The sequence below is a fragment of the Pseudomonas cerasi genome (assembly GCF_027983475.1).
In the GTDB taxonomy this organism is placed as follows: domain Bacteria; phylum Pseudomonadota; class Gammaproteobacteria; order Pseudomonadales; family Pseudomonadaceae; genus Aquipseudomonas; species Aquipseudomonas cerasi.
The window spans coordinates 1,502,729-1,525,063 of sequence record NZ_JAQJVM010000002.1; the positions used below are offsets into that span (position 1 = coordinate 1,502,729).

The 22,335-nt window shown below is 55.8% G+C and carries 34 protein-coding genes; 1 reads left to right on the top strand and 33 read right to left on the bottom strand.

Going from position 1 to position 22,335, the window contains the following annotated elements; genetic code table 11:
- Window positions 1–23 precede the first annotated feature (23 nt).
- Both PI739_RS15945 and PI739_RS15950 read right to left on the bottom strand, forming a co-directional pair.
- The gene (locus tag PI739_RS15945) at window positions 24–587 is read right to left on the bottom strand and encodes a single-stranded DNA-binding protein (protein ID WP_002555458.1); all 564 of its coding nucleotides are present in this window, start codon (window positions 585–587) and stop codon (window positions 24–26) included.
- A 9-nt stretch (window positions 588–596) separates the two neighbouring features.
- Window positions 597–1,991, bottom strand: a complete 1,395-nt coding sequence (locus PI739_RS15950) for an MFS transporter (RefSeq protein WP_003431811.1) — start codon at window positions 1,989–1,991, stop codon at window positions 597–599.
- A 129-nt stretch (window positions 1,992–2,120) separates the two neighbouring features.
- On the opposite strand from PI739_RS15950, the gene uvrA reads away from it, so the two are divergent.
- Window positions 2,121–4,955 carry an excinuclease ABC subunit UvrA gene (uvrA, locus tag PI739_RS15955; protein ID WP_003431812.1) on the top strand — a complete coding sequence of 945 codons (2,835 nt, stop codon included), beginning with the start codon at window positions 2,121–2,123 and terminating at the stop codon, window positions 4,953–4,955.
- Between the two features lie 95 nt (window positions 4,956–5,050).
- On the opposite strand, the gene bfr is transcribed toward uvrA, so the two are convergent.
- The 31 genes from bfr to tuf form a co-directional block, all read right to left on the bottom strand.
- Window positions 5,051–5,515: a bacterioferritin gene (gene bfr, locus PI739_RS15960; protein ID WP_003317095.1), complete on the bottom strand. Its 465-nt coding sequence runs from the start codon at window positions 5,513–5,515 to the stop codon at window positions 5,051–5,053.
- Window positions 5,516–5,669: 154 nt separating this feature from the next.
- Window positions 5,670–7,115 carry a catalase gene (locus PI739_RS15965; protein WP_003369004.1) on the bottom strand — a complete coding sequence of 482 codons (1,446 nt, stop codon included), beginning with the start codon at window positions 7,113–7,115 and terminating at the stop codon, window positions 5,670–5,672.
- A 167-nt stretch (window positions 7,116–7,282) separates the two neighbouring features.
- Window positions 7,283–7,669 carry a 50S ribosomal protein L17 gene (gene rplQ, locus PI739_RS15970; RefSeq protein WP_002555463.1) on the bottom strand — a complete coding sequence of 129 codons (387 nt, stop codon included), beginning with the start codon at window positions 7,667–7,669 and terminating at the stop codon, window positions 7,283–7,285.
- A gap of 41 nt (window positions 7,670–7,710) precedes the next feature.
- Complete coding sequence (locus PI739_RS15975; RefSeq protein ID WP_002555464.1) at window positions 7,711–8,712, bottom strand: DNA-directed RNA polymerase subunit alpha; 1,002 nt, start codon at window positions 8,710–8,712, stop codon at window positions 7,711–7,713.
- Between the two features lie 22 nt (window positions 8,713–8,734).
- Window positions 8,735–9,355 (bottom strand): 30S ribosomal protein S4, encoded by a 621-nt coding sequence (gene rpsD / locus PI739_RS15980; protein ID WP_002555465.1) that lies wholly within the window; start codon window positions 9,353–9,355, stop codon window positions 8,735–8,737.
- A gap of 18 nt (window positions 9,356–9,373) precedes the next feature.
- On the bottom strand, window positions 9,374–9,763 hold the full coding sequence (gene rpsK, locus PI739_RS15985; protein WP_002555466.1) for a 30S ribosomal protein S11: 390 nt from the start codon (window positions 9,761–9,763) through the stop codon (window positions 9,374–9,376).
- 30 nt (window positions 9,764–9,793) lie between these two features.
- Window positions 9,794–10,150: a 30S ribosomal protein S13 gene (rpsM, locus tag PI739_RS15990; RefSeq protein WP_002555467.1), complete on the bottom strand. Its 357-nt coding sequence runs from the start codon at window positions 10,148–10,150 to the stop codon at window positions 9,794–9,796.
- 130 nt (window positions 10,151–10,280) lie between these two features.
- Window positions 10,281–10,397 (bottom strand): 50S ribosomal protein L36, encoded by a 117-nt coding sequence (gene rpmJ, locus PI739_RS15995; RefSeq protein WP_002555468.1) that lies wholly within the window; start codon window positions 10,395–10,397, stop codon window positions 10,281–10,283.
- 28 nt (window positions 10,398–10,425) lie between these two features.
- Window positions 10,426–11,760, bottom strand: coding sequence for a preprotein translocase subunit SecY (secY, locus tag PI739_RS16000; RefSeq protein WP_002555469.1), 1,335 nt, complete (start codon window positions 11,758–11,760; stop codon window positions 10,426–10,428).
- A complete protein-coding gene (rplO, locus tag PI739_RS16005) occupies window positions 11,761–12,195 on the bottom strand; it encodes a 50S ribosomal protein L15 (protein ID WP_002555470.1) in 435 nt (144 codons plus the stop codon). It lies immediately after the preceding gene.
- Between the two features lie 3 nt (window positions 12,196–12,198).
- Window positions 12,199–12,375: a 50S ribosomal protein L30 gene (rpmD, locus tag PI739_RS16010; protein WP_002555471.1), complete on the bottom strand. Its 177-nt coding sequence runs from the start codon at window positions 12,373–12,375 to the stop codon at window positions 12,199–12,201.
- Between the two features lie 2 nt (window positions 12,376–12,377).
- Entirely contained in the window at window positions 12,378–12,878 is a 501-nt protein-coding gene (gene rpsE, locus PI739_RS16015; RefSeq protein ID WP_003317099.1) for a 30S ribosomal protein S5, read from the bottom strand.
- A gap of 3 nt (window positions 12,879–12,881) precedes the next feature.
- Window positions 12,882–13,232, bottom strand: coding sequence for a 50S ribosomal protein L18 (gene rplR / locus PI739_RS16020; RefSeq protein WP_002555473.1), 351 nt, complete (start codon window positions 13,230–13,232; stop codon window positions 12,882–12,884).
- Window positions 13,233–13,242: 10 nt separating this feature from the next.
- Window positions 13,243–13,776: a 50S ribosomal protein L6 gene (gene rplF / locus PI739_RS16025; RefSeq protein WP_003369019.1), complete on the bottom strand. Its 534-nt coding sequence runs from the start codon at window positions 13,774–13,776 to the stop codon at window positions 13,243–13,245.
- 12 nt (window positions 13,777–13,788) lie between these two features.
- Window positions 13,789–14,181, bottom strand: a complete 393-nt coding sequence (gene rpsH / locus PI739_RS16030; protein WP_002555475.1) for a 30S ribosomal protein S8 — start codon at window positions 14,179–14,181, stop codon at window positions 13,789–13,791.
- A 214-nt stretch (window positions 14,182–14,395) separates the two neighbouring features.
- The gene (gene rpsN, locus PI739_RS16035) at window positions 14,396–14,701 is read right to left on the bottom strand and encodes a 30S ribosomal protein S14 (RefSeq protein WP_002555476.1); all 306 of its coding nucleotides are present in this window, start codon (window positions 14,699–14,701) and stop codon (window positions 14,396–14,398) included.
- A 13-nt stretch (window positions 14,702–14,714) separates the two neighbouring features.
- Window positions 14,715–15,254 carry a 50S ribosomal protein L5 gene (rplE, locus tag PI739_RS16040; RefSeq protein WP_002555477.1) on the bottom strand — a complete coding sequence of 180 codons (540 nt, stop codon included), beginning with the start codon at window positions 15,252–15,254 and terminating at the stop codon, window positions 14,715–14,717.
- Window positions 15,255–15,274: 20 nt separating this feature from the next.
- On the bottom strand, window positions 15,275–15,589 hold the full coding sequence (gene rplX / locus PI739_RS16045) for a 50S ribosomal protein L24 (protein ID WP_003317102.1): 315 nt from the start codon (window positions 15,587–15,589) through the stop codon (window positions 15,275–15,277).
- 11 nt (window positions 15,590–15,600) lie between these two features.
- Window positions 15,601–15,969: a 50S ribosomal protein L14 gene (gene rplN, locus PI739_RS16050; RefSeq protein ID WP_002555479.1), complete on the bottom strand. Its 369-nt coding sequence runs from the start codon at window positions 15,967–15,969 to the stop codon at window positions 15,601–15,603.
- A 23-nt stretch (window positions 15,970–15,992) separates the two neighbouring features.
- Window positions 15,993–16,259, bottom strand: coding sequence for a 30S ribosomal protein S17 (rpsQ, locus tag PI739_RS16055; protein ID WP_002555480.1), 267 nt, complete (start codon window positions 16,257–16,259; stop codon window positions 15,993–15,995).
- Between the two features lie 2 nt (window positions 16,260–16,261).
- The gene (rpmC, locus tag PI739_RS16060; RefSeq protein ID WP_002555481.1) at window positions 16,262–16,453 is read right to left on the bottom strand and encodes a 50S ribosomal protein L29; all 192 of its coding nucleotides are present in this window, start codon (window positions 16,451–16,453) and stop codon (window positions 16,262–16,264) included.
- Window positions 16,453–16,866, bottom strand: coding sequence for a 50S ribosomal protein L16 (gene rplP / locus PI739_RS16065; RefSeq protein WP_002555482.1), 414 nt, complete (start codon window positions 16,864–16,866; stop codon window positions 16,453–16,455). The genes rpmC and rplP overlap by 1 nt, the downstream gene beginning before the upstream one ends.
- Window positions 16,867–16,878: 12 nt before the next feature.
- Window positions 16,879–17,565, bottom strand: a complete 687-nt coding sequence (gene rpsC, locus PI739_RS16070) for a 30S ribosomal protein S3 (protein WP_003176422.1) — start codon at window positions 17,563–17,565, stop codon at window positions 16,879–16,881.
- A 13-nt stretch (window positions 17,566–17,578) separates the two neighbouring features.
- A complete protein-coding gene (gene rplV, locus PI739_RS16075; protein WP_002555485.1) occupies window positions 17,579–17,911 on the bottom strand; it encodes a 50S ribosomal protein L22 in 333 nt (110 codons plus the stop codon).
- A 13-nt stretch (window positions 17,912–17,924) separates the two neighbouring features.
- The gene (gene rpsS, locus PI739_RS16080; protein WP_002555486.1) at window positions 17,925–18,200 is read right to left on the bottom strand and encodes a 30S ribosomal protein S19; all 276 of its coding nucleotides are present in this window, start codon (window positions 18,198–18,200) and stop codon (window positions 17,925–17,927) included.
- A gap of 16 nt (window positions 18,201–18,216) precedes the next feature.
- Complete coding sequence (gene rplB / locus PI739_RS16085; RefSeq protein WP_003317104.1) at window positions 18,217–19,041, bottom strand: 50S ribosomal protein L2; 825 nt, start codon at window positions 19,039–19,041, stop codon at window positions 18,217–18,219.
- Between the two features lie 14 nt (window positions 19,042–19,055).
- Window positions 19,056–19,355: a 50S ribosomal protein L23 gene (gene rplW, locus PI739_RS16090; RefSeq protein ID WP_002555488.1), complete on the bottom strand. Its 300-nt coding sequence runs from the start codon at window positions 19,353–19,355 to the stop codon at window positions 19,056–19,058.
- Window positions 19,352–19,954, bottom strand: coding sequence for a 50S ribosomal protein L4 (rplD, locus tag PI739_RS16095; RefSeq protein ID WP_002555489.1), 603 nt, complete (start codon window positions 19,952–19,954; stop codon window positions 19,352–19,354). Before rplD ends, rplW begins: the two co-directional genes overlap by 4 nt.
- Window positions 19,955–19,966: 12 nt before the next feature.
- Window positions 19,967–20,602: a 50S ribosomal protein L3 gene (rplC, locus tag PI739_RS16100; protein ID WP_002555490.1), complete on the bottom strand. Its 636-nt coding sequence runs from the start codon at window positions 20,600–20,602 to the stop codon at window positions 19,967–19,969.
- A gap of 81 nt (window positions 20,603–20,683) precedes the next feature.
- On the bottom strand, window positions 20,684–20,995 hold the full coding sequence (gene rpsJ, locus PI739_RS16105) for a 30S ribosomal protein S10 (RefSeq protein ID WP_002555491.1): 312 nt from the start codon (window positions 20,993–20,995) through the stop codon (window positions 20,684–20,686).
- A 141-nt stretch (window positions 20,996–21,136) separates the two neighbouring features.
- A complete protein-coding gene (tuf, locus tag PI739_RS16110; RefSeq protein WP_003369027.1) occupies window positions 21,137–22,330 on the bottom strand; it encodes an elongation factor Tu in 1,194 nt (397 codons plus the stop codon).
- Between the last annotated feature and the right edge of the window lie 5 nt (window positions 22,331–22,335).

Sequence of the window (22,335 nt, forward strand, 5' to 3'; positions counted from 1 at the left end):
GAACAGCAGGTTCCGGCTACATCCTAGAACGGAATATCATCATCGAAGCTGTCGAAGTCAGCAGCTGGCTGCGGCGCTTGTTGTTGCGGCGCTGGGCGCGAGTCGCGTTGTGGCGGCTGCTGGTTGTAGTTCTGCTGAGGTGCGGACTGCTGCGGCGCCGATTGTTGTGGGCGCGACTGCTGTGGACGAGGTGCGGACTGGTTGTAGTTGCCGCCGCCCTGACCTTGTTGGGAGTCGCCCTGAGGACGGCCGCCCAGCAGTTGCATGGTGCCCTGCATGTCGACGACGATTTCAGTGGTGTAGCGCTTGATGCCGTCTTTTTCCCACTCGCGGGTCTGCAGCTTGCCTTCGATGTACACCTGCGAACCCTTGCGCAGGTATTCGCCAGCGATTTCGGCGACTTTGCCGAACATTGATACACGGTGCCATTCGGTCTTTTCGACTTTCTGACCGGACTGCTTGTCAGTCCACTGTTCGCTGGTTGCCAGACTCAGGTTGGTCACGGCGTTACCGTTAGGCAAGTAGCGAACTTCGGGATCCTGGCCGCATGTACCGACCAATATGACTTTGTTAACCCCACGGGCCATAACGTTCTCCTAGGCTTCGCACGCTTCTGACGCTGGATTGACCAGCTTTTCGAGAGAGGTACGATCCAATAATTTTGTGTCGAGTTTTATGTAGATGGCTGCCTCTTCCGCAACCACCACTGCATCTGTCACGCCTGCTACGGACATCAAGCGCTCTGCCAGGCCTGCTTCACGCTGCGCCTGCGGCGACAACGGCAGACGTAGGCTGGTCACGTAAGGCGGTTCTCGCATGGTCACTGCGAAGGCGAGCCAGACGGCGGCCATGGCTGCACCACCCAGGAACACCGCATCGAGACCACCGTGCTGGAACAACCAGCCGCCCAGTATCCCACCTGCGGCCGATCCAAGAAACTGGCTGGTGGAATAAACTCCCATTGCCGTGCCTTTTCCGCCGGCCGGTGAAACCTTGCTGATCAACGACGGCAATGACGCTTCCAGCAGGTTGAACGCAGTGAAGAATACCACTGTCCCGATGACCAGTGCCCGCAACGTGTCCCCGTAGGCCCAGAAGAATAGCTCAGCCAGCATCAAAACTGTGACGGCGCCCAGCAGAACGCGCTTCATTTGACGTTTCTTCTCGCCATAGATGATGAACGGGATCATCGCGAAGAAGGAAACCAGCAAAGCGGTCAGGTAGACCCACCAGTGTTGTTCCTTGGGCAAACCGGCTTTTTCGACCAGCGCCAGCGGCAAGGCCACGAAGCTGGACATGAGCATCGCATGCAACACGAAGATACCCAAATCCAGGCGCAGCAGGTCCGGATGACGCAACGTCGCCCCCAGCGCCTGTTTGGCGACGCCGGACTCGCGGTGCATTAATGGCCCGCTGGCCTTGGGCACCACGTAGGCGACGATGAGAACACCTATCAAGGCCATGCCGCCAGTGGCCAGGAACAACCCGGAAAGACCGAACATGCCGGTGATGACCGGGCCGACGACCATGGCGATGGCGAACGACAGGCCGATGGTCATGCCGATCATGGCCATGGCCTTGGTGCGGTGCTGTTCGCGGGTCAGGTCGGAGAGCAGCGCCATGACCGCCGCGGAAATAGCGCCCGCCCCCTGCAGGATACGTCCGGCAATGATTCCCCAGATCGAATCCGCGTTCGCCGCCACCACGCTGCCGATCGCAAAGATGATCAGGCCGAAATAAATGACCGGTCGCCGGCCGATACGGTCGGAAATGATCCCGAACGGTATCTGCAACACCGCCTGGGTCAGGCCGTAGGCGCCAATCGCCAGACCGATCAGTGCAGGGCTCGCGCCTGCCAGGTCCATGCCGTAGGTTGCCAGAACCGGCAAAACCATGAACATGCCAAGCATGCGGAACGCGAACACCAGGGCCAGACCGCCTGCTGCGCGGGTCTCGCCGCTACTCATACGCTCGCTGTGGGTATCGTGCATGGAATAACCTCGTGTGAACCGGCGGCGATTCTACCAGTCCCATCGTTGTACAGCACATACGCGACGCTTTGCCGCGTAATGGCTCGGAGCCTTATACTCCGTCGTTTATGCCCGCCAAGCGAGGCCGCAGTGGACAAGATCCTGATACGTGGGGCACGAACCCACAACCTGAAAAATATTGACCTGACACTTCCCCGCGACAAACTGATCGTTATCACCGGGCTCTCCGGCTCAGGCAAGTCTTCGCTGGCTTTCGATACGCTGTACGCCGAAGGGCAACGCCGCTATGTCGAATCGCTGTCGGCCTATGCCCGCCAGTTTCTGTCGATGATGGAAAAACCGGACGTCGACACGATCGAAGGTCTGTCGCCGGCGATTTCCATCGAGCAGAAGTCTACTTCACATAACCCGCGCTCGACCGTGGGTACGATCACCGAAATCTACGACTACCTGCGTCTTTTGTATGCGCGCGTCGGCCAGCCTCGCTGCCCCGATCACGATATCCCGCTGGAAGCCCAGACGGTCAGCCAGATGGTCGACCTGGTGCTGACCCAGCCGGAAGGCAGCAAATTGATGCTGCTTGCGCCGGTTATCCGCGAGCGCAAGGGTGAGCATCTTTCGGTTTTTGAAGAGCTGCGCGCGCAGGGCTTTGTCCGGGCGCGAGTCAACGGCAAGCTGTGCGAGCTGGATGAGCTGCCGAAGCTGGACAAGCAAAAGAAGCACTCGATCGACGTGGTCGTTGACCGTTTCAAGGTCCGCGCCGACCTGCAGCAGCGTCTGGCCGAGTCCTTTGAAACAGCCCTGAAGCTGGCCGACGGTATCGCCCTGGTTGCGCCAATGGACGACGAGCCGGGCGAGGAAGTGATCTTCTCCGCCCGCTTCGCCTGCCCTATCTGTGGCCATGCGATCAGCGAACTGGAACCGAAGCTGTTCTCTTTCAACAATCCGGCTGGCGCCTGCCCGACCTGTGACGGCCTGGGCGTGAAGCAGTTCTTCGATATCAAGCGGCTGGTGAATGCCGAACTGACGCTTGCCGAAGGCGCGATACGAGGCTGGGACAGGCGTAACGTCTATTACTTCCAGATGCTCGGCTCGCTCTCCAAACACTATGGCTTCAGCCTGGAAATGCCCTTCAAGCAGATCCCGGCCGACATGCAGAAGATTCTGCTCAACGGCAGCGGCTCGCAGAGTGTCGATTTCCGCTACCTGAATGACCGTGGTGATATCGTCAAGCGTGCGCACCCGTTCGAAGGCATCGTGCCGAATCTGGAACGTCGCTATCGGGAAACCGAGTCGGCCACAGTCCGCGAAGAGCTCGCCAAATTTCTGGGCACGCAGCCCTGCCCTGACTGCCGAGGCACTCGTCTGCGTCGTGAAGCGCGCCACGTGTGGGTGGGTGAAAAGACTCTGCCTGCAGTCACCAATCTGCCGATTGGCGACGCGACGCATTACTTCGAAACCCTCAAGCTGACCGGACGGCGTGGCGAGATCGCCGACAAGATTCTCAAGGAAATTCGTGAGCGTCTGCAGTTTCTGGTCAACGTGGGCCTGGATTATCTGACCCTGGATCGTAGCGCGGACACCCTGTCCGGCGGCGAAGCACAGCGTATTCGTCTGGCCAGCCAGATCGGTGCGGGCCTTGTCGGGGTGATGTACATCCTCGATGAGCCGTCTATCGGTCTGCACCAGCGCGACAACGATCGTTTGCTGGGCACGCTCAAGCACCTGCGCGACATCGGTAATACGGTGATTGTGGTCGAGCACGATGAAGATGCGATTCGCCTGGCCGACTACGTGGTCGACATCGGCCCGGGGGCCGGCGTGCATGGTGGTCATATCGTTGCCGAAGGTACGCCGGACGAAGTGATGTCGCATCCCGACTCGCTGACCGGCAAATACCTCTCGGGCCGCGTGAAGATTGCCGTTCCTGCCAAGCGCACCCCGCGTAACAAAAAGCTCTCGCTAACCCTCAAGGGCGCGCGTGGCAACAACCTGCAAAACGTCAATCTCGAAATCCCTATCGGTCTGTTGACCTGCGTGACGGGGGTTTCCGGATCGGGCAAGTCGACGCTGATCAACAACACGCTATTCCCGCTTAGTGCTACAGCACTGAACGGCGCCACCACGCTGGAAGCGGCTACGCACGACAGCATCAATGGTCTGCAGCATCTGGACAAAGTGGTGGACATCGACCAGAGCCCTATCGGTCGTACGCCGCGTTCCAACCCGGCGACCTACACCGGGCTGTTCACGCCGATTCGCGAACTGTTCGCCGGGGTTCCGGAATCACGCTCGCGGGGCTACGGTCCGGGGCGGTTCTCGTTCAACGTCAAGGGCGGCCGCTGCGAGGCGTGCCAGGGCGACGGACTGATCAAGGTCGAGATGCACTTTTTGCCGGACATATACGTGCCCTGCGATGTGTGCAAGAGCAAGCGTTACAACCGTGAAACGCTTGAGATCAAGTACAAGGGCAAGAACGTCCATGAAGTGCTGGAGATGACCATCGAGGAAGCGCGTGAGTTCTTCGATGCCGTTCCTGCACTGGCGCGCAAGCTGCAAACCCTGATGGATGTCGGACTTTCCTATATCAAGCTGGGGCAATCGGCGACGACCTTGTCAGGCGGTGAGGCGCAACGGGTCAAGCTGTCACGTGAGCTGTCTAAGCGCGACACCGGCAAGACGCTGTACATCCTCGACGAGCCGACCACAGGCCTGCACTTCGCGGATATTCAGCAGTTGCTGGATGTATTGCATCGCTTGCGCGACCACGGCAATACCGTGGTGGTGATCGAACACAACCTGGACGTGATCAAGACGGCCGACTGGCTGGTGGATCTGGGTCCGGAAGGCGGTTCGAGAGGTGGGCAGATCATTGCAACGGGCACACCTGAACAGGTCGCCGAGATGGAACAGTCCTACACTGGTCACTACCTGAAACCTCTGTTGATCAGAGACAAGGCCTGACGCTAGTGATGAAAAACGGGGTCGGCGTCAGTCGAACCCGGATACAAAAAAGCTCCTGTCACGCAAGTGCAGGAGCTTTTTCATGAGCGGCTGAATCAGAACTGCGATTGCAGGTAGTTCTGCAGGCCGATGGACTTGATCAGCCCCATCTGCTGTTCGAGCCAGTAGGTATGGTCTTCTTCCGTATCAGCCAACTGTACGCGCAGGATTTCGCGGGTCACGTAGTCGCTGTGCAGCTCACAGAGCTCGATACCCTTGCACAGGGCAGCACGTACCTTGTATTCGAGACGCAGATCGCTGGCGAGCATCTCAGGCACTGTGGTGCCGACGTCGAGGTCGTCAGGGCGCATGCGCGGCGTGCCTTCGAGCATGAGGATACGACGCATCAGCGCATCAGCGTGTTGCGCCTCTTCTTCCATCTCATGATTGATACGCTCGTAGAGCTTCGAAAAGCCCCAGTCTTCGTACATACGTGAGTGAACGAAATATTGGTCACGAGCTGCCAGTTCGCCCGTGAGCAACGTGTTGAGATAATCGATTACTTCCGGGTGGCCTTGCATCGCACCAGACTCCTGCTTCAAAGGCGCTAGTTTGAACCAAGCGTCGCGCGAGGTCACTTAGAAAAACGCAATAAACCGACGAAAAGTGGCGAAATTACGCCGTTAAGAAGCGAAAAACCGCCCAAATGAGGGCGGTTCTGTTTCTCACTTCGACTCAGCCCAGTTTTATGCTCAATGCGTTTGCGATGCCTTCTCCGTAAGCAGGGTCGGCTTTGTGGAAATGCTGCAACTGACGCTGAACCACGTCACTGGAAACGCCTGCCATTGCCCCGGCAATGTTGCCGATCAACAGCGCTTTCTGATCAGCGCTCATCAGGTTGAACAACTTGCCTGCCTGACTGTAGTAATCACCGTCTACCCGATGATCATGACGATCTGCGGCACCGCTCAGAGACAGCGCAGGCTCTGCGTAGCGCGGATCTTCTTTCGGCGCATCCGAATAGCTGTTCGGTTCATAGTTTGGCGCCGCACCACCATTGGTGCCGAAGGCCATCGCCCCGTCACGTTGATAGCTGTGTACAGGACTCTTGGGGGCATTGATCGGCAACTGCTGGTGATTGGTACCCACGCGGTAGCGATGCGCATCGGCGTAGGCAAATACGCGCCCTTGCAGCATACGGTCTGGCGAAAGGCCAACGCCTGGCACCATATTGCTCGGGCCGAACGCGGCCTGCTCGACTTCGGCAAAGTAGTTGAGAGGGTTACGGTTCAACTCCAGCTCGCCGACCTCGATCAGCGGGTATTCTTTCTGCGACCAGGTCTTGGTCACGTCGAACGGGTTCTCGTGATGATTCGCAGCCTGAGCCTCGGTCATCAACTGAATGCACACCTGCCACTTGGGGAAGTCGCCCTTCTCGATGGCAGTGAACAGATCGCGCTGAGCGTAATCGGGATCAGTACCGGCAATCCGCGCAGCGTCTGCGGGCGCGAGGTTCTTGATCCCTTGGCGGGTCTTGTAATGCCACTTCACCCAATGGCGCTCGCCTGCAGCACTGATGAGGCTATAGGTGTGGCTGCCGAAGCCGTGCATGTGACGGTAGCCGTCCGGAATGCCACGATCAGAGAACAGAATGGTGACCTGGTGCAGCGCCTCAGGCGAGTGCGACCAGAAATCCCACATCATCTGAGGACTTTTCAGATTGGTCTGCGGCAGGCGCTTCTGAGTGTGAATGAAGTCAGGGAATTTCAGAGGGTCACGGATAAAGAACACCGGCGTGTTGTTGCCCACGATGTCCCAGTTACCTTCCTCGGTGTAAAACTTGATCGCAAAGCCGCGCGGGTCACGCTCGGTGTCAGCCGAACCACGCTCTCCGCCTACGGTGGAGAAGCGCAGGAAAATCGGTGTCTGCTTGCCCACCGTGTCGAACAGCCTGGCGCTGGTGTACTGGCTGATGTCGCGGGTCACGGTGAACGTGCCATGAGCACCCGATCCCTTGGCATGCACGCGACGCTCCGGAATGTTCTCACGGTTGAAGTGGGCAAGCTTTTCGATCAGATGGAAATCATCAAGCAGTAGAGGACCACGTGGGCCTGCCGAACGGGAGTTCTGATTGTCTGCGACTGGGGCACCGCTGGCGGTCGTAAGGGTCTTCTGGCTCATCTACATCTTCCTCTGGTGTGTATAGCCGGCTGATCGGCTTGGGAGGAAGTATTGCCGAAAGCTATTGAAGCGTCGAATTCATTAAATCATGACTATCGATAGCAATTCTTAATTCCGGAAAACAAAAAACCGGGCACTAGGCCCGGTTTCATGTTCAAACTGATGTCTTATTCAGCAGCTTCTACAGAGCCACCGACAGGACGATCAACCAGCTCGACGTACGCCATTGGCGCGTTGTCGCCAGCGCGGAAACCGCACTTGAGGATGCGCAGGTAGCCGCCCTGACGGGTTGCATAGCGCTTGCCCAGATCGTTGAACAGTTTGCCGACGATTTCTTTCGAACGAGTACGGTCGAAAGCCAGACGACGGTTGGCAACGCTGTCTTCCTTGGCCAGGGTGATCAGCGGCTCGGCAACGCGGCGCAGTTCCTTGGCTTTCGGCAGGGTAGTTTTGATCAGCTCGTGCTCGAACAGCGACACCGCCATGTTTTGGAACATGGCTTTGCGGTGAGAGCTGGTACGGCTCAGGTGACGTCCACTTTTACGATGACGCATGGTTCATTCCTTACCAAACTCGCGTTCGGTGATTACGACGATCAGGCCGTAGCCTTGTCGTCCTTCTTAAGACTTGCCGGCGGCCAGTTGTCGAGGCGCATGCCGAGGGAGAGACCACGAGAAGCCAGAACGTCCTTGATCTCGGTCAAGGATTTCTTGCCCAGGTTCGGAGTCTTCAACAGCTCTACTTCGGTGCGCTGAATCAGATCACCGATGTAGTAGATGTTCTCCGCCTTAAGGCAGTTGGCCGAACGCACGGTCAGTTCCAAATCGTCAACCGGACGAAGCAGGATCGGATCGATCTCGTCTTCCTGTTCGATTACCACTGGTTCGCTGTCGCCTTTGAGGTCCACGAACGCAGCCAACTGCTGTTGCAGGATGGTTGCAGCGCGACGGATAGCCTCTTCAGGGTCCAGAGTACCGTTGGTTTCCAGATCAATAACCAGCTTGTCCAGGTTAGTACGCTGCTCGACACGGGCGTTTTCCACCACGTATGCGATACGGCGAACCGGGCTGAACGAAGAGTCAAGCTGCAAGCGACCAATGCTGCGGCTTTCGTCTTCATCGCTTTGACGCGAGTCTGCCGGCTCATAACCACGACCACGAGCTACGGTGAGCTTCATGTTCAAGACGCCGTTAGACGCCAGGTTAGCGATTACGTGATCGGGGTTAACGATCTCGACATCATGATCCAGCTGAATATCGGCAGCGGTAACCACCCCCGAACCCTTCTTCGACAAGGTCAGCGTAACTTCGTCTCGACCGTGCAGCTTGATAGCCAGACCTTTAAGGTTCAACAGGATTTCAATGACGTCTTCCTGTACACCTTCGATGGCGCTGTACTCATGGAGTACACCGTCAATCTCGGCCTCGACTACTGCACAGCCGGGCATGGAGGACAACAAAATGCGGCGAAGCGCGTTGCCCAGGGTATGGCCGAAACCACGCTCGAGAGGCTCGAGAGTGATTTTGGCGCGGGTTGGACTGACAACCTGCACATCAATGTGGCGGGGTGTCAGGAACTCATTTACCGAAATCTGCATGGATGCACCTATTTTCTAGCCCTTACTTGGAGTAGAGCTCGACAATCAGGCTTTCGTTGATGTCGGCGGATAGATCACTGCGAGCTGGAACGTTCTTGAAAACGCCCGATTTCTTCTCAGTGTCTACTTCTACCCATTCTACGCGGCCACGTTGGGCACACAGATCGAGAGCCTGGACAATACGCAGCTGATTCTTAGCTTTTTCGCGGATAGCAACAACGTCGCCAGCACGAACCTGATAAGAAGGAACGTTAACGGTTTTGCCGTTTACGCTGACCGACTTGTGCGAAACCAATTGACGGGATTCGGCACGCGTCGAGCCGAAGCCCATGCGGTATACAACGTTGTCCAGACGGCATTCGAGCAGTTGCAGCAGGTTCTCGCCTGTTGCACCTTTCTTGCCGGCGGCTTCTTTGTAGTAGCCGCTGAACTGACGCTCGAGAACGCCGTAGATACGACGGACTTTTTGCTTTTCACGCAGCTGAGTACCGTAATCGGACTGGCGACCACGACGCTGGCCGTGGATACCTGGAGCTGCTTCGATGTTGCACTTGGATTCGATAGCGCGAACGCCGCTCTTCAGAAAGAGATCGGTGCCTTCACGACGAGCAAGTTTGCATTTTGGACCAATGTAACGAGCCATTTCTTACAGTCTCCTGGATTACACGCGGCGCTTCTTCGGCGGACGGCACCCGTTGTGCGGGATTGGCGTCACGTCGGTGATGCTGGCGATCTTATAGCCACAGCCGTTCAATGCACGGACAGCGGATTCACGACCTGGGCCTGGACCCTTGACATTGACGTCGAGGTTCTTCAGACCGTACTCCAGCGCAGCTTGACCAGCACGTTCAGCAGCTACTTGAGCAGCGAACGGGGTGGACTTGCGCGAACCACGGAAACCCGAACCGCCGGAGGTAGCCCACGAAAGAGCGTTACCTTGACGATCGGTAATGGTGACGATTGTGTTGTTAAACGACGCGTGGATGTGGGCGATGCCATCAACCACTGTCTTTTTAACTTTTTTACGAGGACGAGCAGCAGGTTTTGCCATGACTAAATTCCTGTCGTTGCGCTGGTGCGATTACTTGCGGATCGGCTTACGCGGACCTTTGCGAGTACGCGCGTTGGTCTTGGTACGCTGACCGCGCACTGGAAGACCACGACGATGACGCAGACCGCGGTAGCAGCCCAGGTCCATCAAGCGCTTGATTTTCATGTTGATTTCGCGACGCAGGTCACCTTCAGTGGTGAACTTCGCCACTTCGCCACGCAGCTGTTCAATCTGCTCGTCGCTCAGATCTTTGATTTTCACCGCCGGATTTACGCCGGTGGTTGCACAAATTTTCTGTGCGGTGGTGCGACCAACACCATAGATGTAGGTCAACGAGATAACAGTATGCTTGTTATCTGGAATGTTAACGCCTGCAATACGGGCCATTCAGTGGGACTCCAATTGACAGCTACCTACGCCCCGGAAGCCAAGAAATAGGGCGCGAGATAATATCGCTGTAGTAACAAATAATCAACCCAGCAGCGCACTAGCTGCTGGGCTTAAGCACAAATCACAATCAGCCTTGGCGCTGCTTATGACGTGGTTCCGCGCTGCAAATTACTCGAACCACACCTTCGCGGCGGATAATCTTGCAGTTACGGCACAGCTTTTTCACCGATGCACGAACTTTCATCACCAACTCCTCGAACCTTAGGGGTGCTTCAGCGCAGCATACCGCCGCTGCCACCGTAGCCCTTCAGGTTGGCTTTCTTCATCAGGGATTCATACTGGTGCGAAACGAGGTGAGATTGCACTTGCGACATAAAGTCCATCACAACCACGACCACGATCAGCAACGAGGTCCCGCCAAGGTAGAACGGTACGTTTGCCGCGACCACCAGGAACTGGGGAAGCAGACACACGGCCGTCATATATAGAGCACCGAACATGGTCAAGCGAGTCAAAACGCCATCAATATAGCGTGCCGACTGCTCACCTGGACGAATACCCGGAATAAAGGCACCGGACTTCTTCAGGTTTTCCGCTACGTCTTTCGGATTGAACATCAACGCCGTATAGAAGAAGCAGAAGAAAATAATCCCTGCACTAAACAGCAGAATATTCAACGGCTGACCAGGAGCGATCGACTGCGAGATGTCCTGCAACCAGCCCAGACCTTCAGACTGACCGAACCAGGACCCCAACGAAGCCGGGAACAGCAAAATGCTGCTCGCGAAAATGGCCGGTATTACACCAGCCATGTTCACTTTCAGCGGCAAGTGGCTGGTCTGCGCAGCGAAGACCTTGCGGCCCTGCTGACGCTTGGCGTAGTGAACAGCGATACGACGCTGACCACGCTCAATGAACACCACAAAACCGATGATCGCTACCGCCAGCAAACCGATTGCAACCAGAGCGAAGATATTGATATCACCCTGACGTGCAGACTCGAAAGACTGCCCTATTGCTCTCGGAAGACCGGCGACGATACCTGCGAAAATCAACATCGAGATACCGTTGCCGACACCGCGCTCGGTGATCTGCTCGCCCAGCCACATCATGAACATCGCACCTGCCACGAAGGTAGTTACGGCCACAAAGTGGAAACCCAGGTCCCCAGAAAACGCGACGCCCTGACTCGCCAGACCAACGGACATGCCGATAGCTTGGACCAGAGCCAGGACAACGGTGCCATAGCGGGTGTACTGGCTTATCTTGCGACGGCCAGCTTCACCTTCCTTCTTCAACTGCTCCAGCTGCGGGCTGACGGCGGTCATCAACTGCATGATGATCGATGCCGAAATGTACGGCATGATCCCCAGTGCAAAGATGCTCATCCGTTCCAGCGCGCCGCCGGAAAACATGTTGAACAAGCTAAGAATGGTCCCCTCATTCTGTCGAAACAGTTCTGCGAGTCGGTCCGGGTTGATACCTGGAACCGGGATGTGTGCGCCTATTCGGTAGACGATAATCGCCAGGAACAGAAAACGCAGACGAGCCCAGAGTTCAGACATACCGCCTTTGCCGAGCGCTGAGAGAGCACCTTGCTTAGCCATTTATTCCTCGAACTTGCCGCCAGCTGCTTCGATAGCCGCACGCGCACCTTTGGTGGCGGCGATACCCTTGATAGTGACAGCGCGAGTAACTTCGCCCGACAGCATGATTTTCACACGCTGAACGTTCTGGTTAATCACGTTGGCATCTTTCAGGGACTGCACAGTTACGATGTCGCCTTCCACTTTAGCCAGCTCGGACAGACGCACTTCTGCGCGGTCCATGGCCTTCAGGGAAACGAAACCGAATTTTGGCAGGCGACGATGCAGCGGCTGTTGGCCGCCCTCAAAGCCCGGAGCAATAGTGCCACCGGAGCGGGAGCTTTGACCTTTGTGGCCACGGCCACCGGTCTTGCCCAAACCACTACCGATACCACGGCCCGGACGATGCTTTTCGCGACGGGAACCCGGCGCTGGACTCAGATCATTGAGTTTCATCGATTAACCCTCGACTCGCAGCATGTAGTAAGCCTTGTTGATCATCCCGCGATTTTCGGGAGTATCCAGGACTTCTACAGTGTGACCGATGCGACGCAGACCCAAACCCTTAATGCACAATCTGTGATTAGGGATGCGGCCGGTCATGCTTTTGATCAGCGTTACTTTAACGGTAGCCATGATCAGATGATCTCCTCAACACGCTTGCCACGCTTGGCAGCGATCGACTCAGGAGACTGCATGCCCTTCAAACCCTTGAACGTAGCGTGAACCACGTTTACCGGGTTAGTCGAACCGTAGCACTTGGCCAATACGTTCTGGACACCAGCAACTTCCAGCACTGCGCGCATTGCGCCGCCAGCGATGATACCGGTACCTTCAGAAGCAGGCTGCATGTACACCTTGGAGGCGCCATGAGCAGACTTCATCGCGTACTGCAGGGTAGTGCCGTTCAGATCAACCTGAATCATGTTGCGACGAGCAGCTTCCATCGCTTTCTGGATTGCAGCAGGCACTTCACGTGACTTGCCACGGCCGAAGCCAACGCGCCCTTTACCATCACCCACTACGGTCAACGCAGTGAAAGTGAAGATACGGCCGCCTTTTACGGTTTTGGCCACGCGGTTAACTTGAACCAGCTTCTCGATGTAGCCTTCGTCGCGTTTTTGGTCGTGATTTGACATAACTTAGAACTCCAGCCCGCCTTCACGAGCAGCATCAGCCAGCGCTTTGACACGGCCGTGGTACTTGAAGCCAGAACGGTCGAAAGCGACTTGCGATACACCCGCGGCTTTCGCGCGCTCGGCGACCAGCTTGCCAACCTTAGTGGCCGCGTCGATGTTGCCAGTGGCGCCATCACGCAGTTCTTTGTCCAAAGTCGAGGCGCTTGCCAGGACTTTGCTGCCGTCGGCCGAGATGACCTGGGCATAAATGTGCTGCGAAGAGCGGTGCACGCAGAGACGCACGACTTCCAGCTCGTGCATTTTCAGGCGTGCTTTGCGAGCGCGACGCAGTCGGGTAACTTTTTTGACGGTCATTTGCTATGCCCTACTTCTTCTTGGCTTCTTTACGGCGGACGACTTCGTCCGCGTAACGCACACCTTTGCCTTTGTAAGGCTCAGGACGGCGGAAGTCGCGGATCTCAGCGGCCACTTGACCAACCAACTGCTTATCGATACCACGAATCAGGATATCGGTCTGGCTGGGGGTCTCAGCGGTGATGCCATTCGGCAATTCATAGTCCACCGGGTGCGAGAAGCCAAGTGCAAGGTTCAGGACCGTGCCTTTTGCTTGCGCCTTGTAACCAACACCGACCAGCTGGAGCTTACGCTCGAAGCCTTGGCTTACGCCCTGGACCATGTTGTTAACCAGTGCACGAGTGGTGCCTGCCATTGCGCGGGTTTGTTGATCGCCATTGCGAGCAGCGAAACGCAGCTCACCAGCTTCTTCAACAATCTCAACGGACGAATGGATGTTCAGTTCCAGAGTGCCCTTGGCACCCTTCACCGAAAGCTGCTGGCCGACGAGTTTGACTTCGACGCCGGATGGCAACTTAACGGGGTTCTTAGCTACGCGTGACATGCTTATCCCCCCTTAGAACACAGTGCAAAGCACTTCGCCACCGACACCGGCAGCGCGCGCAGCACGATCCGTCATCACACCTTTACTGGTGGAGACGATAGACACACCAAGACCGCCACGAACTTTCGGCAGATCATCGGAGGACTTGTACTGACGCAAGCCTGGGCGGCTGACGCGCTTAACCTCTTCAATGACCGGACGGCCTTCGAAGTACTTAAGCTCGATGGACAGCGAGGATTTAACTTCGCTGCTGATCTGATAACCCGCAATGTAGCCTTCGTCCTTCAGGACTTTTGCTACAGCAACCTTCAACGTGGAAGATGGCATGCTTACGACGGGCTTTTCAGCCATCTGGGCATTACGGATACGAGTTAGCATGTCCGCTAACGGGTCCTGCATACTCATGGGCTAGACGCTCCTAAAACAAAATAATTAGCCTTGCGGCTACAGCTTGATCGCCGAGAACTTCCGGGCAAGTAAAAACACGGGCTCAGGCGAGCCGGCAATTCTAGTCCTACGCCGGAAATGAATCAAGCCCCAATAGGGGCTTGATTCAAATTCAGGCTTCATGCCGACCGGTGACTTGCGCAACCGGCTGGCACGAAGCGAGAGGTGCGCCTTACCAGCTGGCTTTGACCAGACCTGGTACGTCGCCACGCATGGCTGCTTCACGCAGTTTGTTACGGCCGAGGCCGAACTTGCGGTAAACGCCGTGTGGACGACCAGTGATGCGGCAACGGTTACGCATGCGCGCAGCGCTTGCGTCACGTGGTTGCTTCTGCAGGGCTACGGTAGCTTCCCAACGCGCTTCTGGACTTGCGTTCAGATCAACGATGATTGCTTTCAGCTCTGCACGCTTCTTGGCGTACTTTGCAACGGTGAGCTGACGCTTCAGCTCACGGTTTTTCATGCTCTTCTTGGCCATTTTCCTACTCCAATCAGTTGCGGAACGGGAATTTGAAAGCACGCAGCAATGCGCGACCTTCATCATCGTTCTTGGCAGTGGTGGTCAGGGTAATGTCCAGACCGCGGAGAGCATCGATCTTGTCGTAGTCGATTTCCGGGAAGATGATCTGCTCTTTTACGCCCATGCTGTAGTTACCACGACCATCGAAGGACTTGGCATTCAGGCCGCGGAAGTCGCGAACCCGAGGCAGGGAGATCGACAGCAGACGATCCAGGAATTCGTACATACGATCGCGGCGCAGAGTCACTTTGACACCGATCGGCCAACCTTCACGGACTTTAAAGCCAGCGATGGATTTCCGAGCGTAAGTCACAACGACTTTTTGACCGGTGATCTTTTCCAGGTCAGCAACAGCGTGCTCGATGACTTTTTTGTCGCCGATCGCTTCGCCCAGACCCATGTTCAGGGTGATTTTGGTAACGCGCGGAACTTCCATCACGTTCGAAAGCTTAAGTTCTTCCTTAAGTTTCGGAGCGATTTCCTTCCGGTAAATCTCTTTTAGTCGTGCCATGGTCTTCTACCTAGCAGTGTTCAAGCATCAACCGCTTTTTGGGTCGACTTGAAGACACGAATTTTCTTGCCGTCTTCAACTTTGAAACCAACGCGGTCAGCCTTGTTGGTTGCGCCGTTGAAAATGGCGACGTTGGAAGCGTGCATTGGCGCTTCTTTCTCGACGATACCGCCCTGTACGCCCGACATCGGGTTTGGCTTGGTATGACGCTTCACCAGGTTGATCCCACCAACGACCAAACGGTCGTCAGCGAGAACCTTGAGCACCTTACCGCGCTTACCTTTGTCTTTGCCGGCGATCACGATGATCTCGTCGTCACGACGAATCTTTTGCATGTCGGATCTCCTTAGAGCACTTCTGGGGCGAGCGAGACGATCTTCATGAACTTCTCAGTACGAAGTTCACGGGTCACTGGCCCAAAGATACGGGTACCGATCGGCTCTTGCTTGTTGTTCAACAGAACAGCAGCGTTGCCATCGAAGCGGATGATGGAGCCGTCTGCACGACGAACACCGTGGCGAGTGCGGACTACAACTGCAGTCATCACTTGGCCTTTTTTCACCTTGCCGCGAGGAATTGCTTCCTTGACGGTTACTTTGATGATGTCACCGATACCAGCGTAACGACGATGGGAGCCACCCAGCACCTTGATGCACATAACGCGGCGTGCGCCGCTGTTATCGGCCACATCGAGCATGGATTGAGTCTGAATCATATAATTTCTCCGACCCCTAGCCCTTAGACTTCCACAGCGCGTTCGAGGATATCAACCAATGCCCAAGACTTGGTCTTGGCTACCGGACGAGTTTCACGAATAGTGACCTTGTCGCCGATATGGCATTGATTGGTTTCGTCGTGCGCGTGCAGCTTAGTCGAACGCTTAACGTATTTACCGTAGATCGGGTGCTTTACGCGACGCTCGATCAGAACGGTGATGGTCTTGTCCATCTTGTCGCTGACAACACGGCCAGTCAGCGTACGGACAGTTTTTTCGGCTTCAGCCATGATTACTTACCTGCCTGCTGGTTGAGCACAGTTTTCACGCGAGCGATGTCACGCTTAACTTGCGAGAGCAGATGAGACTGCCCCAACTGGCCAGTTGCTTTCTGCATACGCAGATTGAACTGGTCGCGCAGCAGGCCGAGCAGTTGCTCGTTCAGCTGCTGTGCTGATTTTTCACGAAGTTCATTCGCTTTCATCACATCACCGTCCGCTTAACAAAGGAGGTGGCGAGCGGCAGCTTTGCAGCAGCCAGGGCGAAAGCCTCACGCGCCAGCTCTTCAGTAACACCCTCGATTTCATACAGGACTTTGCCTGGCTGAATCTGGGCAACCCAGTACTCCACGTTACCCTTACCTTTACCCATCCGAACTTCGAGTGGCTTTTTGGTTACAGGCTTGTCCGGGAACACACGGATCCAGATCTTGCCGCCACGTTTAACGTGACGGGTCAGAGCACGACGCGCTGACTCGATCTGACGAGCGGTGAGACGACCACGAGCAACAGACTTCAGCGCGAACTCGCCGAAGCTGACTTTGCTACCGCGCAGTGCCAGACCACGGTTGTGGCCGGTCATCTGCTTGCGGAACTTCGTACGCTTTGGTTGCAACATTTGGCGTACCCCTTACTTAGCAGCTTTTTTACGAGGCGCTGGTGCTTGTGGTTTCAGTTCTTCTTGGCGACCACCAATTACTTCGCCTTTGAAGATCCAAACCTTTACACCGATCACACCGTAAGTGGTGTGAGCTTCGTAGTTGGCATAGTCGATGTCGGCACGCAGGGTGTGCAGTGGCACACGACCTTCGCGATACCATTCAGTACGTGCGATTTCAGCACCGCCGAGACGACCGCTCACTTGGATTTTGATGCCTTTGGCACCAATGCGCATGGCGTTCTGAACAGCGCGCTTCATAGCACGACGGAACATTACGCGACGCTCCAGCTGCTGAGCTACGCTCTGCGCAACCAGCATACCGTCGAGCTCCGGCTTACGGATCTCTTCGATATTGATGTGCACAGGCACACCCATTTGCTTGGTCAGGTCCTGACGCAGTTTCTCAACATCTTCACCTTTCTTCCCGATAACGATACCTGGACGAGCGGTGTGGATGGTGATACGTGCTGTCTGAGCCGGACGATGGATATCGATACGGCTGACGGACGCGCTTTTTAATTTGTCTTGGAGGTACTCACGCACTTTCAGATCAGCGAACAAATAGTCCGCATAAGTCCGACCGTCTGCGTACCAGACGGAGGTGTGCTCCTTGACGATTCCCAGGCGAATGCCAATGGGATGTACTTTCTGACCCATCTCTTCGACTCCGTTACTTGTCAGCAACCTTGACAGTGATATGGCAAGACCGCTTGACGATGCGATCAGCACGGCCTTTAGCACGTGGCATGATGCGCTTCAGCGAACGCCCTTCGTTGACGAAAACGGTGGAGACCTTGAGGTCATCAACGTCTGCGCCTTCGTTATGCTCGGCGTTGGCTACAGCCGACTCCAGCACTTTCTTCAGGATCTCGGCGGCTTTCTTACTGCTGAAAGCCAACAGGTTGAGCGCTTCGCCCACCTTCTTCCCGCGGATCTGGTCGGCGACCAAGCGGGCTTTCTGGGCGGAGATTCGAGCGCCCGACAACTTAGCGGCTACTTCCATCGTTCCTTACCCCTTAACGCTTGGCTTTCTTGTCTGCCACGTGCCCACGATATGTGCGGGTACCGGCAAACTCGCCTAGTTTATGGCCGACCATGTCTTCGTTCACGAGAACTGGAACATGCTGGCGACCGTTATGCACTGCAATGGTCAAACCGACCATTTGTGGCAGGATCATCGAACGACGCGACCAGGTCTTAACTGGTTTGCGATCGTTCTTTTCCGCCGCCACTTCGATCTTCTTCAGTAGGTGAAGATCAATAAAAGGACCTTTTTTCAGAGAACGTGGCACTGTCGTATCCCTCTATTTACTTGCGACGACGGACGATCATTTTGTCGGTACGCTTATTACCACGAGTCTTCGCGCCCTTAGTCGGGAAGCCCCACGGCGATACCGGATGACGACCACCAGAGGTACGACCTTCACCACCACCATGTGGGTGGTCAACCGGGTTCATGGCAACACCACGAACGGTTGGGCGAACGCCACGCCAGCGTTTGGCACCCGCTTTACCCAGCGAACGAAGGCTGTGCTCGGAGTTCGAGACTTCACCCAGCGTTGCACGGCACTCAGACAGTACTTTACGCATTTCACCGGAGCGAAGACGCAGGGTAACGTACACACCTTCACGAGCGATCAGCTGTGCCGAGGCACCAGCGGAACGAGCGATCTGTGCGCCTTTACCTGGCTTCAGTTCGATGCCGTGTACGGTGCTACCAACTGGAATGTTGCGCAGTTGAAGAGCGTTGCCCGGCTTGATTGGTGCCAGAGCACCTGCAATCAGCTGGTCGCCAGCACTTACGCCTTTAGGGGCGATGATGTAGCGGCGCTCGCCGTCTGCGTAAAGCAGCAGAGCAATGTGAGCAGTACGGTTTGGATCGTATTCGATACGCTCGACGGTGGCAGCGATGCCATCCTTGTCGTTGCGACGGAAGTCGACCAGACGATAATGCTGCTTATGGCCACCACCGATATGACGGGTAGTAATACGACCATTGTTGTTACGACCACCAGACTTCGATTTTTTCTCGAGCAGCGGTGCGTGAGGAGCGCCTTTATGCAGCTCCTGGTTGACCACCTTGACCACAAAACGGCGGCCAGGGGAAGTCGGTTTGCATTTAACGATTGCCATGATGCACCCCTTCCTTACTCAGCACTGCTGCTGAAATCGAGATCTTGGCCTGGCTGAAGGGAGATAACTGCCTTCTTCCAGTCATTACGCTTGCCCAGACCGCGAGCAGTGCGCTTGCTCTTACCCAGAACATTCAGGGTAGTAACACGCTCTACTTTCACGCTGAACAGGCTTTCGACGGCCTTCTTGATTTCCAGCTTGGTTGCGTCAGTAGCAACCTTGAAAACGAACTGACCTTTTTTGTCTGCAAGAACCGTAGCCTTCTCGGAAACGTGCGGGCCAAGCAGAACTTTAAATACGCGTTCCTGGTTCATCCCAGCAGCTCCTCGAATTTCTTCACGGCCGACACAGTGATCAACACTTTGTCGTATGCGATCAGACTAACTGGATCGGAACCTTGAACGTCACGTACATCAACGTGCGGCAGGTTACGAGCAGCCAGGTACAGATTCTGGTCAACAGCGTCAGACACGATCAGGACGTCAGTCAGGCCCATGCCAGTCAGCTTGTTCAGCAAATCTTTGGTTTTCGGTGCTTCAACAGCGAAGTCCTGAACCACGACCAAACGATCAGTACGAACCAGTTCAGCAAGGATGGAGCGCAGAGCAGCGCGATACATCTTCTTGTTGAGCTTCTGAGTGTGATCCTGAGGACGAGCCGCGAAAGTGGTACCGCCGCCACGCCAGATTGGGCTACGGATAGTACCGGCACGAGCACGGCCAGTACCTTTCTGACGCCAAGGGCGCTTACCGCCACCACGAACGTCGGAACGGGTCTTTTGCTGCTTGCTACCCTGACGACCGCCAGCCATGTAGGCCACGACTGCCTGGTGAACCAGCGTCTCGTTGAATTCGCCGCCAAATGTCAGTTCGGAAACTTCGATTGCCTGAGCGTCATTTACATTTAATTGCATGTCAGCTTCCCCTTAACCGCGAGCCTTGGCTGCCGGACGTACAACCAGGTTGCCGCCAGTAGCGCCAGGAACAGCACCCTTGACCAACAACAGATTGCGTTCAGCGTCCACGCGCACTACTTCCAGGGACTGCACGGTCACGCGCTCAGCGCCCATATGACCGGACATTTTTTTGCCCTTGAATACACGACCAGGAGTCTGGCACTGGCCGATAGAGCCTGGGACGCGGTGGGAGACGGAGTTACCGTGGGTATTGTCTTGACCACGGAAATTCCAACGCTTGATCGTACCCTGGAAGCCTTTACCCTTGGACTGACCGGTTACATCAACCAGTTGACCAGCGGCGAAGATTTCAGCGTTGATCTGATCGCCAGCCTGGTAGTCGCCTTCTTCAAGACGGAATTCCATGACGGTACGACCGGCGGCAACGTTCGCCTTAGCGAAGTGGCCAGCCTGAGCGGCTGTAACACGCGAAGCGCGACGCTCGCCGACAGTGACTTGCACTGCACGATAGCCATCGGTTTCTTCGGTTTTGAACTGAGTGACGCGATTCGGCTCGATCTCAATGACCGTGACCGGAATGGAGACACCTTCTTCGGTGAAAATACGGGTCATACCGCATTTACGACCGACTACACCAATAGTCATGTTGTAAACCTCATGAGTGTACGGGGCTTTCACCCGCTATGGCCGCCCATTTCAGAGCGTTACACGACTAAGACCCAAGTCTTAGCCGAGGCTGATCTGAACTTCCACACCGGCCGCAAGATCAAGCTTCATAAGCGCATCAACGGTTTTTTCCGTTGGCTGAACAATGTCCAGAACACGCTTGTGAGTACGGATCTCATACTGGTCGCGCGCGTCTTTGTTGACGTGCGGAGAAACCAGAACGGTGAACCGCTCTTTACGAGTCGGCAGTGGAATCGGACCACGCACCTGTGCACCAGTACGTTTCGCGGTTTCCACGATTTCCTGGGTTGATTGGTCGATCAGGCGATGGTCAAAAGCCTTCAACCTGATACGGATTTGCTGGTTTTGCATTGGATTCAGACTCCAGATTGCTGTTCCCACCGAGCGCAATACGCCCGTTAAAAGGAGGCGCAATTCTATAGACGACCTCACTAGGTGTCAACCCAATAAAAAAGCCCCCGCGTTGCGGGGGCTCTTTTTGGGAATCAACGCTTACGCGATGATTTTGGCCACGACGCCAGCGCCGACGGTACGACCGCCTTCACGGATTGCGAAACGCAGACCATCTTCCATTGCGATTGGCTTGATCAGGGTAACGGAAACTTTAACGTTATCACCTGGCATAACCATTTCTACGCCTTCCGGCAGTTCGCAGCTACCAGTTACGTCGGTAGTACGGAAGTAGAACTGTGGACGGTAGCCTTTGAAGAACGGAGTGTGACGACCGCCTTCTTCTTTGCTCAGAACGTAGATTTCAGCTTCGAACTGAGTGTGCGGCTTGACGGTGCCTGGCTTGACCAAAACCTGGCCACGCTCAACGTCGTCACGCTTGGTACCACGCAGCAGAACGCCGCAGTTCTCGCCAGCACGACCTTCGTCGAGCAGCTTACGGAACATTTCAACACCGGTGCAGGTGGTGACGGTAGTGTCACGCAGACCAACGATTTCCAGTGGATCCTGAACCTTGACGATACCGCGCTCAATACGACCAGTCACAACAGTACCGCGACCGGAGATCGAGAACACGTCTTCGATCGGCATCAGGAACGGCTTGTCGGTCAGACGAACTGGTTCTGGAATGTAGGAGTCCAGTGTTTCAACCAGTTTACGAACGGCAGTGGTGCCCATTTCGTTGTCGTCTTTACCTTCCAGAGCCATACGAGCAGAACCGATGATGATCGGAGTGTCGTCGCCTGGGAAGTCGTAAGTGCTCAGCAGATCGCGCACTTCCATCTCAACCAGTTCCAGCAGCTCAGCGTCGTCTACCAGGTCAGCCTTGTTCAGGAAAACCACGATGTACGGAACGCCAACCTGACGGGACAGCAGGATGTGCTCACGGGTTTGTGGCATCGGACCATCAGCGGCCGAACAAACCAGAATCGCGCCGTCCATCTGGGCAGCACCGGTGATCATGTTCTTCACGTAGTCAGCGTGACCTGGGCAGTCAACGTGAGCGTAGTGACGGATCAACGATTTGTATTCAACGTGCGCGGTATTAATGGTAATACCACGAGCTTTCTCTTCCGGTGCGCTGTCGATCTTGTCGAATTCAACAGCAGCCGAACCGAAAACTTCGGAGCAGACGCGAGTCAGAGCAGCGGTCAGCGTGGTTTTACCGTGGTCAACGTGACCAATGGTGCCAACGTTGACGTGCGGGAGGGAACGATCAAATTTTTCTTTAGCCACGACAA

Excerpts from the sequence above, each read along its gene's own strand:
- rpmC (WP_002555481.1), bottom strand. The coding sequence starts at position 16,453 with ATGAAAGCGAATGAACTTCGTGAAAAATCAGCACAGCAGCTGAACGAG.
- PI739_RS15975 (WP_002555464.1), bottom strand. The coding sequence starts at position 8,712 with ATGCAGATTTCGGTAAATGAGTTCCTGACACCCCGCCACATTGATGTG.
- rplN (WP_002555479.1), bottom strand. The coding sequence starts at position 15,969 with ATGATTCAGACTCAATCCATGCTCGATGTGGCCGATAACAGCGGCGCA.
- rpsC (WP_003176422.1), bottom strand. The coding sequence starts at position 17,565 with ATGGGTCAGAAAGTACATCCCATTGGCATTCGCCTGGGAATCGTCAAG.
- rpsJ (WP_002555491.1), bottom strand. The coding sequence starts at position 20,995 with ATGCAAAACCAGCAAATCCGTATCAGGTTGAAGGCTTTTGACCATCGC.
- bfr (WP_003317095.1), bottom strand. The coding sequence starts at position 5,515 with ATGCAAGGCCACCCGGAAGTAATCGATTATCTCAACACGTTGCTCACG.
- rplP (WP_002555482.1), bottom strand. The coding sequence starts at position 16,866 with ATGTTGCAACCAAAGCGTACGAAGTTCCGCAAGCAGATGACCGGCCAC.
- rpsH (WP_002555475.1), bottom strand. The coding sequence starts at position 14,181 with ATGAGTATGCAGGACCCGTTAGCGGACATGCTAACTCGTATCCGTAAT.
- rplF (WP_003369019.1), bottom strand. The coding sequence starts at position 13,776 with ATGTCACGCGTAGCTAAGAACCCCGTTAAGTTGCCATCCGGCGTCGAA.
- rplW (WP_002555488.1), bottom strand. The coding sequence starts at position 19,355 with ATGAACCAGGAACGCGTATTTAAAGTTCTGCTTGGCCCGCACGTTTCC.
- rplV (WP_002555485.1), bottom strand. The coding sequence starts at position 17,911 with ATGGAAGTAGCCGCTAAGTTGTCGGGCGCTCGAATCTCCGCCCAGAAA.
- PI739_RS15945 (WP_002555458.1), bottom strand. The coding sequence starts at position 587 with ATGGCCCGTGGGGTTAACAAAGTCATATTGGTCGGTACATGCGGCCAG.
- rpsQ (WP_002555480.1), bottom strand. The coding sequence starts at position 16,259 with ATGGCTGAAGCCGAAAAAACTGTCCGTACGCTGACTGGCCGTGTTGTC.
- rpsD (WP_002555465.1), bottom strand. The coding sequence starts at position 9,355 with ATGGCTCGTTACATTGGTCCAAAATGCAAACTTGCTCGTCGTGAAGGC.
- rplD (WP_002555489.1), bottom strand. The coding sequence starts at position 19,954 with ATGCAATTAAATGTAAATGACGCTCAGGCAATCGAAGTTTCCGAACTG.
- rpmD (WP_002555471.1), bottom strand. The coding sequence starts at position 12,375 with ATGGCTACCGTTAAAGTAACGCTGATCAAAAGCATGACCGGCCGCATC.
- rpsK (WP_002555466.1), bottom strand. The coding sequence starts at position 9,763 with ATGGCAAAACCTGCTGCTCGTCCTCGTAAAAAAGTTAAAAAGACAGTG.
- rplQ (WP_002555463.1), bottom strand. The coding sequence starts at position 7,669 with ATGCGTCATCGTAAAAGTGGACGTCACCTGAGCCGTACCAGCTCTCAC.
- rplE (WP_002555477.1), bottom strand. The coding sequence starts at position 15,254 with ATGGCACGACTAAAAGAGATTTACCGGAAGGAAATCGCTCCGAAACTT.
- PI739_RS15965 (WP_003369004.1), bottom strand. The coding sequence starts at position 7,115 with ATGAGCCAGAAGACCCTTACGACCGCCAGCGGTGCCCCAGTCGCAGAC.
- rpmJ (WP_002555468.1), bottom strand. The coding sequence starts at position 10,397 with ATGAAAGTTCGTGCATCGGTGAAAAAGCTGTGCCGTAACTGCAAGATT.
- rplR (WP_002555473.1), bottom strand. The coding sequence starts at position 13,232 with ATGACCGTCAAAAAAGTTACCCGACTGCGTCGCGCTCGCAAAGCACGC.
- rplO (WP_002555470.1), bottom strand. The coding sequence starts at position 12,195 with ATGAAACTCAATGATCTGAGTCCAGCGCCGGGTTCCCGTCGCGAAAAG.
- rplC (WP_002555490.1), bottom strand. The coding sequence starts at position 20,602 with ATGACTATTGGTGTAGTCGGTCGTAAATGCGGTATGACCCGTATTTTC.
- secY (WP_002555469.1), bottom strand. The coding sequence starts at position 11,760 with ATGGCTAAGCAAGGTGCTCTCTCAGCGCTCGGCAAAGGCGGTATGTCT.
- rpsN (WP_002555476.1), bottom strand. The coding sequence starts at position 14,701 with ATGGCCAAGAAGAGCATGAAAAACCGTGAGCTGAAGCGTCAGCTCACC.
- rpsE (WP_003317099.1), bottom strand. The coding sequence starts at position 12,878 with ATGTCAAATCACGACCAAAAACGCGACGAAGGCTACATCGAGAAGCTG.
- PI739_RS15950 (WP_003431811.1), bottom strand. The coding sequence starts at position 1,991 with ATGCACGATACCCACAGCGAGCGTATGAGTAGCGGCGAGACCCGCGCA.
- rplB (WP_003317104.1), bottom strand. The coding sequence starts at position 19,041 with ATGGCAATCGTTAAATGCAAACCGACTTCCCCTGGCCGCCGTTTTGTG.
- rplX (WP_003317102.1), bottom strand. The coding sequence starts at position 15,589 with ATGCAAAAGATTCGTCGTGACGACGAGATCATCGTGATCGCCGGCAAA.
- rpsM (WP_002555467.1), bottom strand. The coding sequence starts at position 10,150 with ATGGCCCGTATTGCAGGCGTTAACATTCCAGATAACAAGCATACTGTT.